Annotated in this window: 12 protein-coding genes and 1 riboswitch; of the genes, 9 read left to right on the top strand and 3 right to left on the bottom strand. The window is 45.6% G+C overall.

Features of this window, described 5'->3' with window-relative positions:
• Nucleotides 1-57: 57 nt before the first annotated feature.
• Nucleotides 58-1,032 (bottom strand): TDT family transporter, encoded by a 975-nt coding sequence (locus tag UQW94_RS11165; RefSeq protein WP_322142237.1) that lies wholly within the window; start codon nt 1,030-1,032, stop codon nt 58-60.
• Between the two features lie 109 nt (nt 1,033-1,141).
• Between UQW94_RS11165 and UQW94_RS11160 the strand changes: the two genes are divergently transcribed.
• The 5 genes from UQW94_RS11160 (at nt 1,142) to dapD (ending at nt 6,043) form a co-directional block, all read left to right on the top strand.
• Entirely contained in the window at nt 1,142-2,068 is a 927-nt protein-coding gene (locus UQW94_RS11160; protein ID WP_322142236.1) for a LysR substrate-binding domain-containing protein, read from the top strand.
• A gap of 128 nt (nt 2,069-2,196) precedes the next feature.
• Nucleotides 2,197-2,496, top strand: a complete 300-nt coding sequence (locus UQW94_RS11155) for a YebG family protein (protein WP_005386503.1) — start codon at nt 2,197-2,199, stop codon at nt 2,494-2,496.
• A gap of 156 nt (nt 2,497-2,652) precedes the next feature.
• A riboswitch (Fluoride riboswitch) is annotated at nt 2,653-2,728 on the top strand.
• 259 nt (nt 2,729-2,987) lie between these two features.
• Nucleotides 2,988-3,680 (top strand): iron-sulfur cluster assembly scaffold protein, encoded by a 693-nt coding sequence (locus UQW94_RS11150; protein WP_005386501.1) that lies wholly within the window; start codon nt 2,988-2,990, stop codon nt 3,678-3,680.
• 23 nt (nt 3,681-3,703) lie between these two features.
• The gene (locus UQW94_RS11145; RefSeq protein ID WP_005427312.1) at nt 3,704-4,687 is read left to right on the top strand and encodes a GGGtGRT protein; all 984 of its coding nucleotides are present in this window, start codon (nt 3,704-3,706) and stop codon (nt 4,685-4,687) included.
• Between the two features lie 324 nt (nt 4,688-5,011).
• A complete protein-coding gene (gene dapD, locus UQW94_RS11140) occupies nt 5,012-6,043 on the top strand; it encodes a 2,3,4,5-tetrahydropyridine-2,6-dicarboxylate N-succinyltransferase (RefSeq protein WP_005391708.1) in 1,032 nt (343 codons plus the stop codon).
• 81 nt (nt 6,044-6,124) lie between these two features.
• Here dapD and glpQ read toward each other — a convergent pair whose 3' ends face one another.
• Nucleotides 6,125-7,180 (bottom strand): glycerophosphodiester phosphodiesterase, encoded by a 1,056-nt coding sequence (gene glpQ / locus UQW94_RS11135; RefSeq protein WP_025768218.1) that lies wholly within the window; start codon nt 7,178-7,180, stop codon nt 6,125-6,127.
• A gap of 56 nt (nt 7,181-7,236) precedes the next feature.
• Nucleotides 7,237-8,601 carry a glycerol-3-phosphate transporter gene (glpT, locus tag UQW94_RS11130; protein WP_005380199.1) on the bottom strand — a complete coding sequence of 455 codons (1,365 nt, stop codon included), beginning with the start codon at nt 8,599-8,601 and terminating at the stop codon, nt 7,237-7,239.
• An 897-nt stretch (nt 8,602-9,498) separates the two neighbouring features.
• Here glpT and UQW94_RS11125 point away from each other — a divergent pair.
• The 4 genes from UQW94_RS11125 (at nt 9,499) to glpD (ending at nt 14,616) form a co-directional block, all read left to right on the top strand.
• Nucleotides 9,499-10,353: an MIP/aquaporin family protein gene (locus tag UQW94_RS11125; RefSeq protein WP_005380195.1), complete on the top strand. Its 855-nt coding sequence runs from the start codon at nt 9,499-9,501 to the stop codon at nt 10,351-10,353.
• Between the two features lie 59 nt (nt 10,354-10,412).
• Nucleotides 10,413-11,930: a glycerol kinase GlpK gene (glpK, locus tag UQW94_RS11120; protein ID WP_005380193.1), complete on the top strand. Its 1,518-nt coding sequence runs from the start codon at nt 10,413-10,415 to the stop codon at nt 11,928-11,930.
• Nucleotides 11,931-12,088: 158 nt separating this feature from the next.
• Complete coding sequence (locus tag UQW94_RS11115; protein WP_005380192.1) at nt 12,089-12,880, top strand: DeoR/GlpR family transcriptional regulator; 792 nt, start codon at nt 12,089-12,091, stop codon at nt 12,878-12,880.
• Nucleotides 12,881-13,056: 176 nt separating this feature from the next.
• The gene (glpD, locus tag UQW94_RS11110; protein ID WP_017636005.1) at nt 13,057-14,616 is read left to right on the top strand and encodes a glycerol-3-phosphate dehydrogenase; all 1,560 of its coding nucleotides are present in this window, start codon (nt 13,057-13,059) and stop codon (nt 14,614-14,616) included.
• Nucleotides 14,617-14,813: the final 197 nt, after the last annotated feature.

The following is a 14,813-nucleotide window of genomic DNA, read 5'->3' as shown; positions in this document are numbered from 1 at the left end:
ATTGAAATAAAAAAGCCTCTTGGTTGTAAGACCAAGAGGCTTTTTCCTATCTGCTATTTAAGCGTGATGAGCGTGTATCAAGCGTGGCTGAATCAACAAGTTGTTGATGTATTGTAAGGCCACATAAGAGACAACAAATGTTGCCACAATCAACTCAAGACCAGCTAAGCCTCGCACTTGTTGAACATAGTGCGTAGCCAATCCTTGCAACTCCATCCAATTCGCCATTTTAAACAGCGCCGTCGCACCGATCACCATCGGGAAGGTAAACGCTGCATAGCCAGGGCTGAATGGCAGTCTAAGCAATTTAAAGAATGCGAGGTAAATGATGGCTGTCATCAATACCGCGATACCAAATAGCATAGCGATGATCACTGGTGATGGTGTCGCAGTGATCGTTAAGTACCCTGCCAATGATAGACTTGCTGGCGCTGCCATGATTGCCATTGTTGGTTTCGCTGCATCCGGAATTTCATGGGTGAACATGAAACGGTAAATCATCATCGGCAACATGATCGCGTACGCCACCATACCAAACATCAATGCACCTTGTGCCACTGGTGCTAGCATCGGGTTGCCAGAGAAAGACACATCCGCAACGATGATACCCACAGGCGGTACAAACCAACTAGGAACCATGTGGTGCAATTCAAAATCTTTGGCGCGATGGTAAACAAAGCTCACCAAGAACACGATGTGCAAAACCACCGCAATCAGCCAAAGCGCATCGCCAGCTAATGGGTAAAAATGGCCGAGAGAGTTCGATACCACCATAGTGCCCATCGCAAATGTCGGAACCACGCTGCCCACAACCGGATGAGCAAGATCTTGTCTCAATAGATGATTATGTAGCAAAAACTTGGTTGCCAATATAGCCAATAATACGCTCGCGATACCTGCACTAATCCACTGTCCGTAGCCATGTAATTCGGCGAAGTTCTCCCAACTCCAGCCCAAGCTTGCAATACCAAGGGCCAAACCCGCCATTGGAGTTGGCGCTCCCATTACTTTTGCTTTTGTTCTTTGAATCATGATGACCTCAACCAGACTCACTCTTGATGGGACGTATAATACGCTTGCACTTCGTTCCGATATATCTAATTATTTAAAACAAACGTTCAGAATTACTTAACGGTGGGGTATGGCAAGTCACATTTCTCTTAAACAACTGAAAGTGTTTACGACGATCACGCAGCACAAAACGCTCACAGCAGCTTCTGATAGTCTCTTTTTATCGAAAGCCGCAGTGAGCATGGCACTCTCAGAATTAGAAAAACAGATCGGCCATCACTTATTTGATCGTGTTAATAACCGACTGATTTTGAACCAAGAAGGTCAAAAACTGCTACCACTGGCGGACGAATTACTCAACCGAGCCAAGGACATCGAGAGCATTTTCGATGGTGACCAAGCGCTATCGGGCCAACTTCGCATTGGTGCCAGCGACACCATTGGTAACCAAGTCGCGCCCTATTTGCTTAGCGAATTTCGTCAGCAAACGAACCATCGTTCTCAAAGCCTGTTCATTTCTAACTCCGCACAAATCTGCGACATGCTGACCGATTACGAGTTAGACATAGCCCTCATTGAAGGCAAAACACTTCACCCTGAATTGCAGTCTACCCAGTTTAGCGAAGATGAAATGTGCGTGATTTGCGCGCCCGATTACCTAGCCGCGCACGAAGGGCCAGTAAACTTAACCGAGCTAGAAAACAGTGAATGGATATTGCGAGAGGCAGGATCTGGTTCACGCGAATTTTTTATGCGCGTTGTCGCACCGCGCTTGGAACATTGGCATGAAGCTTTTCAGCTCAATACCACCGAAGCGTTGATCAACTCAGTATCTGCTGGGCTGGGCTTAGGCTGCTTGTCACGCTTGTCTGCAGAACCTGCTATTCGCGACGGCCGCGTAAAACTGCTCGACATGCCTTTAGATATGAAACGTCGCTTCTGGTTACTAGTTCATAAAGAGAAATATCAAAGCCCATTGCTCAAAACGTTTATCGAATTTTGCCAAGATTGGGAGCGACCAACAAACCTTCCTTTGACGGACAAACCCGCAAAGTGAAACCAAGATAGTTTAAATGCTAGTCAGTTAGTTGTACGTGTCTCTCATTCTGAGGCTTGTCGCTAGACTTGATTGGTCAAAAACTGTATAAAAAGCCAGTATCAATACACCAAATTAGGGGACCAACCATGGCTGTAATCGTCAAGTACGTGGTAGAACGCAATGGAGAAGAGAAAATGACTTTTACCTCTAAAGCGGAAGCTGACGCATACGACAAAATGCTGGATATGGCAGACGAGTTATTCTCACTGCTGGGTAAAAGTGAACTTCTAGAAGACGAAGGTAAGCAAGAAGATCTTGCAATGTACCTTGCGCAAAACAAAGAAGAAGTGCTTTACGCTCTGGGTGCAAAACGTAAACCTGCACCAAAAAAAGCAAAGAAGCTTGAAGCTGTTGAAGAAGATAGCGAGCAAGAAGACGCTGCATAAGCCTCTAATTTGTTTAGAAAAAACGTCGCATTATGCGGCGTTTTTTTATTCCTTCCGTTTATCTCCATATATCTCTGAGAATATAAAGAACCGATTTAATATCCCAAATTGCTCTAAATTTCATGTTGCAGATTAGTGTGACTTAGATCTAGTCTAAATGGGTTCGGTGATGGGGTTCCACCGGAATCGAAAGATTCGAACCGCTGTTAAAGCTAATGACTCCTACAGAAACGAAAACAGGTCAGCCCTGTTGGAAGTGCTTTCGCTTATGTTGTGAAAGCGAGAGTTCTGTAGTGAGCAATTCAACTCTTCTCCAACCCCGCTCCTGTTTTCTCAAAAATTAAAAAGATATCCAAAATAGTTGTTAACTCAACAAGGCGACAAACGCATGAACCTCCTGAACATAGTTTTCTATTTGATGGAGCGAATAAGAGCAGTCAACGCCGTTGAGTCTGACAAATAGGCTGGATATCGTACACTGGGAAAACACTATGCAATACTCACACGAAATCCAATCAATGTGCCCGATTCAACGCGGCGATCTTCATGCATCTGCACCGATCCCTGTTGAAGGCGCAATGATCAATCCAAAAGACGTTATCGCGATTTCTGGTCTTAGCCACGGCGTTGGTGCTTGTGCTCCTCAACAAGGTGCAGCAAAACTGACTCTTAACGTCAAAAACGGCATCATCGAAGAAGCTTTGATCGAAACGATCGGCTGTTCAGGCATGACTCAATCAGCCGCGATGGCCGCAGAAATCCTAACTGGCAAAACCATTCTTGAAGCACTGAATACCGACTTGGTATGTGATGCTATTAACGTCGCGATGCGCGAAATCTTCCTTCAATTTGTTTACGGTCGTACTCAATCTGCTTTCTCTGAAGGCGGCTTGGAAATTGGTGCGGCACTGGAAGACCTTGGTCAAACTCAACGTAGCCAAGTGGGTACTAGTTACTCAACTAAAGCAAAAGGCGTGCGTTACATGGAGTTGGCTGAAGGCTACGTAACAAAACTCGCGCTAGACGAAAACAAAGAAGTGATTGGTTACCAATATCTCAACCTCGGCAAGATGATGAAAGCCATCAACGAAGGCGTATCTGCTGCAGAAGCCGCAGACAAAGCAACGGGCACTTACGGTCGTTTTGACGAAGCCGTAACGACCATTAACCCACGCCAACAATAATTGCCACCAAGAGGAAAGAGATTATGAACACTCCAATTACTGAATCTGTACGTCGCACATTAGACGAAATGCAACTTTCTTCTCTGGAAGAGGCTTACCAATACTGTATGGATCGTGGTATCGACCCTAAAGCACTAGTGATGGACACTCAACCTATCGCGTTTGAAAGCGCTGCCGATGCCTACACACTGGGCACTGCTTTGGCGATTTTCCGCGGGGCAAAAACAGCTGAAGAAGCTGCAAACATTATCGGTGAAGGCCTTCAAGCCTGCACTAAACCCGGCAGCGTGGCAGAGCAACGCCAAGTGGGTATCGGTCACGGTGCATTGGCGGCTCGTCTATTGAATGAAGAAAGTGGCTGTTTCGCTTTCCTTGCCGGTCACGAGTCATTCGCAGCGGCAGAAGGCGCAATCAAAATCGCATTGAACGTCAACAAATCACGCAAAAATCCATTAAAAGTGATCCTGAATGGTTTAGGTAAAGACGCCGCTTACCTAATCTCACGCATCAATGGTTTCACTTACGTACGCACTCAATACAACTACCAAACTGGTGAGTTAGTGGAAGTAGAACGTCGCCGTTTCTCCCAAGGTCCACGTGGTGAGATCCTTTGCTACGGTGCAGACGATGTACGTGAAGGCGTGGCTATCATGCATAAAGAACAAGTGGATGTGAGCATCACTGGTAACTCAACCAACCCGACTCGCTTCCAACACCCAGTAGCAGGCATCTACAAAGCAGAACGTAACCGTGAAGGCATGCCTTACTTCTCTGTGGCATCAGGCGGTGGTACTGGTCGTACTCTACACCCAGATAACGTGGCGGCAGGTCCTGCCTCTTACGGTATGACCGATACCATGGGTCGCATGCACGCCGATGCACAATTCGCAGGTAGCTCTTCAGTACCAGCACACGTAGCGATGATGGGCTTTATCGGTATGGGCAACAATCCAATGGTAGGGGCAACGGTTGCACTTGCTGTGGAGGTCGGTGAGCTAAGCCTCTAAGTCGATTTATCGCTTTACTATCCAAAGCCAGTAAATCCAACAAACCCAGTGTAGGGGGAGTGACTTCGGTCCTCCCCTTATTTTTTGCTATGCCCCCTTCTCCAACTTCACTTTGTCTTTACCCCAAACCGGTCTGAGAAGGCTTTTGCGACACATTTCTCATCAGACAAACATATCTCTAAAAAGACAAAAGGTATCCATCTACGGACTTTCTCCATTTCCCCTCTTTAAACTCCCGAACACTCTCTTTATGATGACTGACAACTTAATTATTTCTTGTCAGTGAACAGACGAGACACAAGACTCAACACATGGAGATCAACTATGGCTTTCTTCTCTCTAGCCTTTGGTACGGCAACTAAAAACCGCGACGGCAAAATCATCGAAGCGTTTTTCCCAAACCCAGTTCTTAACCCAAGCGAAGCGCTTGTTAACGCACTAGCAGCAGTAGCAGGTTACGAGCAAGGCAACCAAGCTATCGAGATCTCTGCAGCCCAAAGCGCAGAACTAGCAGCAGCATTTGAAGCAAACGGCGATGCAGCAAACGCATCTTTCGCAGCAAAAGCAGCAGAATCAGCACAACCACTTGTACTGGTTATTCTTGCAACTGACGAGCAGCCACAAAGCGTTGCTGAAGGTTTCCTAAAACTTCAACTTATCTCTAACCGCCTAGTTCAACCACACGGTACGGTACTAGACGGCATCTTCGGTCTACTACACAACATCGCATGGACTAACGAAGGTCCAATCGACCTACCTGAACTAGCAGAGCGTCAAATCGAAGCTCGCCTAGCGGGTCGTGCACTAAGCGTAGATTGCGTAGATAAGTTCCCTAAAATGGTGGACTACGTGGTACCAACTGGCGTTCGTATCGCTGACACTTCTCGTGTACGTCTTGGCGCACACGTTGGCGAAGGCACAACGGTAATGCACGAAGGCTTCATCAACTTCAACGCAGGTACAACTGGCGTGAGCATGGTTGAAGGTCGTATCTCTGCTGGCGTAGTGGTTGGTAATGGCTCTGACATCGGCGGTGGCGCATCTATCATGGGTACTCTATCTGGCGGCGGTAAAGTTGTTGTTTCTATCGGTGAAAACTCGCTACTAGGCGCAAACGCAGGTCTTGGCTTCCCAATGGGTGACCGTTGTACTATCGAATCAGGTCTATACGTAACTGCTGGTTCTAAAGTGCGCATGCTAGATTCTGCAGGCCAAGAGGTAGAAGTAGTGAAAGCACGCGACCTTGCTGGTGTTTCTGACCTACTGTTCCGTCGTAACTCTGTAACAGGTCAAATCGAATGTCTTGCTAACAAGAGCGCGGTTGAACTGAACAGCGAACTGCATAAAAACAACTAATTCATTCGTGAATTAACCCTACGAAAAATCCCCCAGCAGGAAACTGTTGGGGGATTTTTTAGCTTACAGCAAAATGCGTGATTACTGATTTAAAAAGCTGACCGCTTTATCTGGGAAATCAGTAAACAAACCATCCACTTTTACTTGGTTGTAGTACACATCCATCATGCCTTCAAAGCTGTCAGTGTACGCTGGAATGCGTCCTGGATCGGCGCGGAACGTGTATGGATGCACTTGCAAGCCAGCGTCTTTTGCAGCCTTCATCAACGGCTTGATGATGATATTGTCTTTGGTTGACTTATCATCCACCAGCATCGGCTTCCAAGGTCCAATTCCTTCCGCGTAACTCGCTACTTTCTTCATTCCGTCGGCTTCGAACATCCAGTCATAACTGTATGGTGTTGCCTTGTCGCCTTTGTACACCATAGTTTCGTTCCAGTCCGTGTAAGCCATAAGCTGAACGAGCTTTAAGTCCATGTCCATTGCAGGCATGAGTTCACTGTTGATGCGTTGAAGTTCATTCGCATCAAAACACTGAAGGTAGACTTTGTCGTCTTGAGAGCCGTAACCGTACTGCTTCAAGACTTTAAGTACTGCTTTAGAAATGTCCTTACCTTCATGACGATGGAACCAAGGCGCTTTAATTTCTGGGTAAATACCGATGTCATAACCCAGCGTTTTGTTTAAGCCTTGGATCAGCTCAATCTCTTCAGCAAACGTCGGCACGGTGAAATCAGATTTCCACATAGGGAATCGGGTTGGATAGCCCGCTACTTTGTTGCCTTTGTCATCGATATTAAAGCCTTCAGTTACTCGCAAGGATTTGATTTCCGCCAGAGTGAAATCAATCGCGTAATAACGACCATCTTTACGTGCACGATCAGGAAAACGCTCCGCAACATCCGTTACGCGATCGAGATAATGGTCATGCAACACGACCAACTGGTCATCTTTCGTCATTACCACATCTTGCTCTATGTAGTCAGGTTTCATTGCGTAAGCAAGTGCTTTGGCTTCTAGCGTGTGCTCAGGCAAGTAGCCCGATGCGCCACGGTGCGCAATGACAAGCGGCTTCGCAATCGCACCAGCAGAGAGGCTAAGTGCTAAAAAAGTAAGACATACTGACTTTGTTTTCATTGTTATTTCCTTGATAAAGCGAAGAGGCAGTATTCCACTGCCTCTTTAAACAAATATTACGCTAGCGCTTCCTTCTCGCGCTCTTTTTGCTCGTGGTGCGCACGCTCACCTAAGAAGGCGTACATCAAACACACGATAGAAGTAATACAAGAACCCACTAAGATGATAAAGCCACCATCCCAGCCAAAGTGGTCTACGGTGTAGCCCAAAATCGCGTTTGCGGCAACTGCCCCACCCAGGTATCCAAACAAACCAGTAAGACCAGCGGCAGTACCTGCGGCTTTCTTCGGAGCGAGTTCAAGTGCGTACAAACCGATCAGCATAACCGGACCATAGATTAGGAAACCAATTGCAATAAGCGCCATCATATCTACTGTTGGGTTGCCCGCAGGGTTAAACCAATAAACCATCACTGCAACTGTCACTAGCACCATAAATAAGATACCAGCAGGTGCACGACGACCTTTGAACAATTTGTCAGAGATCCAGCCACACAATAGTGTTCCGGGAATGCCAGCCCATTCGTATAAGAAATAAGCCCATGACGATTTATCTACCGAGAAATCCTTCGCTTCTTTTAGGTAAACAGGTGCCCAGTCCAGTACGCCGTAACGAATTAGGTAAACAAATGCGTTTGCAATTGCAATCGACCAAAGAAGTTTGTTGTTGAAGACGTATTTGAAGAAGATTTCCTTCGCTGTCATTTCTTGTTCATGGGACTTGTCATAGTCATCTGGGTAATCGTCTTTGTATTCTTCAATAGGAGGCAGACCACAAGACTGAGGGGTATCGCGAACCGTCATCCAAACAAACACAGCAACCAACGTGGCGAAAAATGCAGGAACATAAAATGCAGTGCGCCAATCATCGTTAAATGCCCATAGGCCAAGAATAAATAGTGGACCAATCAAACCGCCACCCACGTTGTGCGCCACGTTCCAAACCGAAACGATCTCACCACGCTCTTTACGTGACCACCAGTGCACCATGGTTCGGCCACAAGCAGGCCACCCCATCCCTTGGAACCAACCGTTCAAGAAAAGCAAAATGAACATCGCAGTGACGCTACCAGTCGCCCATGGCATAAAGCCAAAGCAAAACATCACTAATGCAGACATCAATAGGCCGCCACTAAGGAAATAGCGAGGGTTGGAGCGGTCTGAAACGCTGCCCATTAGAAACTTAGAGAGACCATATGCAATGGAAACAGCTGCCAAGGCGACACCTAAGTCTCCGCGGCTAAAGCCTTGCTCGATAAGATAAGGCATCGCCAAACTGAAGTTTTTACGAACTAGATAGTAACCGGCGTAGCCAACAAAGATACCGATAAAGAGTTGCCAACGGAGGCGAGAGTAGGTGCTATCGATGCTGCCAGGGGACAGACGATCAATGTGCGCCTTAGGTTTGAATATTCCAAACATAGGAACCTCATTATTTTGTATGCGATGGTAAAAACACAAAAGGAGCGAACGAAACAAAATAAATCTTCGTTCGAAAGTTCATGAATTGTATGGAGTTAGGATTTTATTTCTGTGACAAATGTTGCACATGGATTAAATATAAGTAAATACAGTAAATTATATGAGCATTAATTAGATCATCGTTCAACTTTACTCAAGATTCGTTAATATGAAACTGATATTCAAACCTCTCACTTGAGCATTCTAATTCGAAACCTTTGAAACAAAGGCTCGAATTAGAACATAAACTAACCGTAAAAAGGGCGATTTACGCCTGCCCTACTCGCTCCGAACCAACTAATAACTAAAAAGCTGAAAAACGATCACGTTTAGCATCAAACGAAATAAAAAAAACAATTTTTATTTGAATACAAGCCGAAGCAATGATTCACAAACACAAGACATTAACAGCGTTTATTCTCTTCTCAACTCATCCTATTGGTATCAATGGGATGACGATTTTTTCTAAAAGTCCAAACATGACAGCGTATTTTTTTATATCACTGCTAGCCCTTGATACATTTGACATTCTCCTACTCCTTTAGGGTTAACTGCTACACAAGTTCTGTGTAATAAATCTCCAAGCACGTAGCAGCTTCACAAAACTCCTCTTACCAGTTGTGCATTCTTTTTCACATCGGTAATTTGAGCGCTCTCAACACTGACCTCGTGACAAATAAATTATTTTCGTTGTGTTCTTTTCCGGTTAAAAGATGCGCCATTTAACAAAAACGAAGACTTTGATTAACAAATTTATGCTCAAACGCTCATTTTTAACGCTCGTTTGTTTTCGCAAACGTTTATATATGCACAATAGTATCGTGCTAGACAGGCAAAAATGATCAAAGGACTTTTAACATGACAACGAACAAACACCCCTCTCTGCTCGGAGAATGTTTGGCCGAGTTTATCGGTACAGGACTACTTATTTTCTTCGGCGTAGGCTGTGTTGCAGCCTTAGTTCTAACAGGCGCATCATTTGGACAATGGGAAATCAGTATTGTATGGGGCTTCGGTGTCGCCATCGCTATTTACTGTACGGCTGGCGTCTCTGGTGCACACATCAACCCTGCCGTTACCATCGCACTTGCTATGTTCCATGGTTTTGATAAGGCGAAAGTGGTGCCATACATTATCGCTCAAATGCTTGGGGCATTCTGTTCTGCTGCATTGGTATACAGCTTATACAGCAACCTTTTCACCGACTACGAAATCGCTCATAACTTCGTTCGCAGCAGCCAAGATGCACTAGCAACTGCTGGTATCTTCTCGACTTATCCGCATGCCTCTCTCTCTTTCTTTGGTGCTTTTGCTGTGGAATTCGTTATCACTGCTGTACTGATGTTTGCGATTCTGGCTCTGGGCGATGAAAATAACGGCGCGGCACGTGGCGCAATGAACCCTCTATTGATCGGTATTTTGATTGCCGTCATCGGTGGTTCACTTGGCCCACTAACAGGCTTTGCTATGAACCCTGCTCGTGACTTTGGACCGAAGCTGTTCGCTTACTTCGCAGGTTGGGATTACGCTCTGACAGGTGCTAAAGACATTCCTTACTTTATCGTGCCTTTACTTGCTCCGATTGCAGGTGCGTGTTTTGGTGGTTGGTTGTATCCAAAAGCGATTGCAGCTTACCTTCCACAACAAGGCCACGGTTGTACGATTCCAAACCAATGTGAGACGGAAGAAGAAACAGAAGAAGCTAGAGCTTAAAACTGACGTAACTCGAACATTTACTAAAATATAAATAACGAAACAAAAGGATTCTTACCATGACTGAGCAAAAATACATTGTTGCCCTAGACCAAGGTACAACAAGCTCTCGCGCTGTGATTCTTGATCATGATGCGAACATCGTAAGCGTCGCGCAACGCGAATTTACTCAGATTTATCCAGAAGCTGGTTGGGTTGAACATGATCCAATGGAGATCTGGGCAACACAAAGCTCTACCTTAGTAGAAGCTCTAGCTAAGTCTGGCATCCGTAGCGACCAATTAGCGGCTATCGGTATTACTAACCAGCGTGAAACGACCATCGTCTGGAACAAAGAAACCGGTAAACCCGTTTACAATGCGATCGTATGGCAATGTCGCCGTACTGCTGATATCTGTGAAGATTTAAAAGCACGCGGTCTCGAAAACTATGTACGTGACAACACTGGTTTGGTGCTTGACCCTTACTTCTCCGGTACCAAAGTTAAATGGATTCTGGACAATGTTGAAGGCGCACGAGAAGACGCAGAAGCAGGTAAGCTGTTGTTTGGTACTGTCGATACTTGGTTAGTTTGGAAGATGACTCAAGGTCGCGTTCACGTAACCGACTACACTAACGCATCGCGTACCATGCTGTTTAACATCAACGATCTATGTTGGGATCAAAAAATGTTAGATGAGCTTGGCATCCCAGCATCTATGATGCCAGAAGTGAAGCGCTCATCGGAAATTTACGGTAAAACCAACATCGGTGGTAAAGGCGGTACTCGTATTCCTATTTCTGGAATCGCAGGTGACCAACAAGCGGCACTTTACGGCCAAATGTGTGTGGAAGCTGGCCAAGCGAAAAACACTTACGGTACGGGTTGTTTCTTGCTAATGAATACGGGCCAAGAAAAAGTCACTTCGACACATGGTCTTCTAACAACTTTGGCTTGTGGTCCTGCAGGCGAACCAGCTTATGCACTTGAAGGTGCCGTATTCATGGGTGGAGCTTCTATCCAATGGCTACGCGATGAATTGAAAATCCTAAACGGTGCAGAAGACTCTGAATACTTCGCGACAAAAGTGGATACATCAAACGGCGTTTATGTCGTGCCTGCATTTACTGGTTTAGGCGCTCCATACTGGGATGCCTACGCACGTGGCACGATTGTCGGCCTTACTCGCGGTGTGAATTCAAACCATATCATCCGTGCAACATTGGAAGGCATCGCTTATCAAACTCGTGACGTACTGGATGCGATGCAAGCTGACTCAGGCATTAAGCTTGCGAACCTTCGAGTCGATGGTGGTGCAGTAGCGAACAACTTCCTAATGCAATTCCAATCCGATGTATTGAACACAGAAGTACACCGCCCTCAAGTAACTGAGGTTACCGCTCTTGGTGCAGCCTACCTTGCCGGCCTTGCCGTTGGTTACTGGGATAGCATTGATGAGTTGCAGAATAAAGCGGTACTTGATCGCACCTTTGAGCCACACGATGATGAAGAAAAACGCAATCGTCGTTACAAGGGTTGGAAACGTGCAGTGAAATGTGCACAAACCTGGTCTGAACTTCACGACGAAGAAGATTAATCTCATCTCCATAAGAAAAAAGAGCGCCATTTGTGCGCTCTTTTTGCGCTTTATCCCCGATTCCTGAACTCGCTTACTTCTCACAACGAGCAAATTCGAGCACAATAGAGCTTCGAATTTGAAGCATTGGCCGTTACCAATGCACAAGGGAGTGGTAAGTGAAGCAAATACCTCGACACCAGCAGATTGTTGAGCTGGTGAAAAAACAAGGCTATGTCAGCACGGATGAGTTGGTAGAAAGATTCAATGTCAGCCCACAAACCATCCGACGCGATCTCAATGAACTCGCCGATGACAACAAAATTCGTCGTTATCACGGTGGAGCCACTATTCCTCTCAGTTCTGAAAACACATCTTACAACACGCGTAAAGCGCTCAACTTCAATGAAAAAGATGTCATTGCAGACGAGGTAGTCAAACACATTCCAGATGGTGCCACACTATTCATCGATATCGGCACCACACCAGAAGCAGTTGCGCGAGCGCTCAATAAAAACCATAAACAGTTGCGTGTTGTCACCAACAACATCAATGTTGCGACCATTCTTTTCCCTAACCCTGAAATCAAAGTCATCTTAGCGGGTGGAGAAGTCCGCAGCAGAGACGGCGGTATTGTTGGCGAGGCTACCCTCGATTTCGTTAAACAGTTCCGTCTCGACTTTGGCATTCTCGGCATTAGCGGTATCGACTTCGATGGCTCGCTATTAGACTTTGATTACCACGAAGTCCGGGTCAAACAAGCGATCATTGACAATAGCCGTAGTGTATTTCTTGCCGTAGACCACACCAAGTTCGGGCGCAATGCTATGGTAAAACTAGGCAATATTGCACAGCTCAACATGATCTTTACCAATAAGCAGCCACCAGAAGAAATCTTGTCAATTTTGAAGGAAGCTTCTATCCCACTTGAAGTGGTTGAAGCTAACGAATCAAACTCCGAAAACGAGTAACGTCAATCGTATAACTCCCCCTCAAATGACCTCTGTCTTAATTAGACAGAGGTTTTTTTGTGTCTAAATCACACAAAACGCTCACAAACGAAAATAATAGATGATCACAAACGAAAGCTGAGCTAGGATTACATTATGTTCTAAAATGCTCGTTCGCTCACCAAGGGGTCAAATTTATGAGTATACAAAATAATGCTTCCACTACTAGCTCATCCACTACCTTAGACTTGATCGTAATCGGTGGCGGCATTAACGGAGCTGGTATTGCAGCAGACGCAGCTGGCCGAGGTTTGAGTGTTGGCTTATACGAAGCAAATGACTTCGCATCTGCGACTTCTTCAGCAAGTTCTAAACTGATACACGGCGGTTTACGCTACCTTGAACACTACGAGTTTCGTTTAGTTTCGGAAGCGCTCGCAGAGCGTGAGGTTATTCTTCGTAAAGCACCACACGTCGCACTACCAATGCGTTTCCGTTTACCGCATCGCCCATTCCTACGCCCAGCTTGGATGATTCGTTGTGGCCTTTTCCTTTACGATAATTTGGGTAAACGTACGACGCTGCAAGGCAGTAAAACTGTCAACCTTGCGAAATCTGGCTTGCTAAAACCAGAGATGAAAACGGGTTTCGAATACTCTGACTGTTGGGTTGATGATGCGCGTTTAGTATTACTGAACGTTCTTGCGGCTCGCGAAAACCATGCTGAAGTGCGTAACTACTGCCGCGTGGAAAAAGCACACCGTGAAGGTGGTATCTGGCACGTTACTATTCACGATGTGATGACAGACCAACGTTTCGAACGTAAAGCGAAAGCGTTAGTCAATGCAGCGGGGCCTTGGGTAAAACAGTTCTTTGATGATGGATTAGAGCAAGCCTCTCCTCGTAACATTCGTTTAATCAAAGGCTCGCACATCGTTGTTCCTCGTATCCACAACGAACCGCAAGCCTACATCCTTCAAAACAAAGACAATCGCATCGTATTTATGATTCCTTACTTAGATAAGTTCTCAATCATTGGTACAACAGATGTGGAATACAAAGGTGACCCACGTGAAGTGTCGATCTCAGATGACGAAGTCGATTACCTCATTGATATCGTAAACCAACACTTTGTCCACCAGTTGACTCGCGAAGATGTAGTTTGGACATACAGTGGTGTTCGTCCTTTATGTGACGATGAATCTGACTCTCCGCAAGCAATCACACGAGACTACACGCTAGAGCTCGATGCGGAATACGACCATGCACCTCTGCTTTCTGTTTTTGGTGGTAAGTTAACGACCTACCGTAAGTTAGGTGAAGCAGCGATGAAGAAACTTGCTCCGTTCCTACCTGAAATGGGTAAAGACTGGACGGCCAACCAAACCCTTCCTGGTGGTAACTTCAGCTGTAGTCGTGAACAATTAGCTAAACAAATTCACGCTAAATACACTTGGGCGCCAGAAGCATTGATTCTTCGTTATGTCACACAGTTTGGTACCCAAACCTGGAACTTAATGGAAGGCACAACAAGTGAAGCTGACTTAGGACAAACGTTCTCGGCACAAGCAGGTGGTGTTTACCAACGTGAGATCGATTACTTAATGAACCATGAAATGGCAATGACCGATGAAGACATTTTATGGCGCCGTACTAAGCTTGGTCTTTACATGAACGAGGAAGAAAAACAGGCCTTAACGGACTATTTAAAGAAAAAGCTACAACAGAAAGTGGTTAATCTTTCTCAAGTTGGCTAACAGCTCCCCTCCCTCCCCCATAATAAAGCCTGCTTAGTTGCAGGCTTTTTGTTTTGTTGTTTAAGCACAACACCTTGGTGCGCTCCACTCGATTGCAAATAAGAACAACTATTCATAGACATTTGGCGTTAAATACAATCATACTCATTTGAAAAATAATGCATCAATGACTTCAGAGTACCGTACTCAGAGTATTG

Source organism: Vibrio sp. PBL-C16 (assembly GCF_034321865.1).
Lineage (GTDB): Bacteria > Pseudomonadota > Gammaproteobacteria > Enterobacterales > Vibrionaceae > Vibrio > Vibrio alginolyticus.
The sequence above is the reverse complement of the archived record's forward strand: the minus strand, read 5'-3'. Positions and strand labels throughout refer to the sequence as shown.

What these genes read in the sequence shown, in the direction of transcription:
- UQW94_RS11165 (WP_322142237.1), bottom strand. Translation starts at nt 1,032, where the DNA reads ATGATTCAAAGAACAAAAGCAAAAGTAATGGGAGCGCCAACTCCAATG.
- UQW94_RS11160 (WP_322142236.1), top strand. Translation starts at nt 1,142, where the DNA reads ATGGCAAGTCACATTTCTCTTAAACAACTGAAAGTGTTTACGACGATC.
- UQW94_RS11155 (WP_005386503.1), top strand. Translation starts at nt 2,197, where the DNA reads ATGGCTGTAATCGTCAAGTACGTGGTAGAACGCAATGGAGAAGAGAAA.
- UQW94_RS11150 (WP_005386501.1), top strand. Translation starts at nt 2,988, where the DNA reads ATGCAATACTCACACGAAATCCAATCAATGTGCCCGATTCAACGCGGC.
- UQW94_RS11145 (WP_005427312.1), top strand. Translation starts at nt 3,704, where the DNA reads ATGAACACTCCAATTACTGAATCTGTACGTCGCACATTAGACGAAATG.
- dapD (WP_005391708.1), top strand. Translation starts at nt 5,012, where the DNA reads ATGGCTTTCTTCTCTCTAGCCTTTGGTACGGCAACTAAAAACCGCGAC.
- glpQ (WP_025768218.1), bottom strand. Translation starts at nt 7,180, where the DNA reads ATGAAAACAAAGTCAGTATGTCTTACTTTTTTAGCACTTAGCCTCTCT.
- glpT (WP_005380199.1), bottom strand. Translation starts at nt 8,601, where the DNA reads ATGTTTGGAATATTCAAACCTAAGGCGCACATTGATCGTCTGTCCCCT.
- UQW94_RS11125 (WP_005380195.1), top strand. Translation starts at nt 9,499, where the DNA reads ATGACAACGAACAAACACCCCTCTCTGCTCGGAGAATGTTTGGCCGAG.
- glpK (WP_005380193.1), top strand. Translation starts at nt 10,413, where the DNA reads ATGACTGAGCAAAAATACATTGTTGCCCTAGACCAAGGTACAACAAGC.
- glpD (WP_017636005.1), top strand. Translation starts at nt 13,057, where the DNA reads ATGAGTATACAAAATAATGCTTCCACTACTAGCTCATCCACTACCTTA.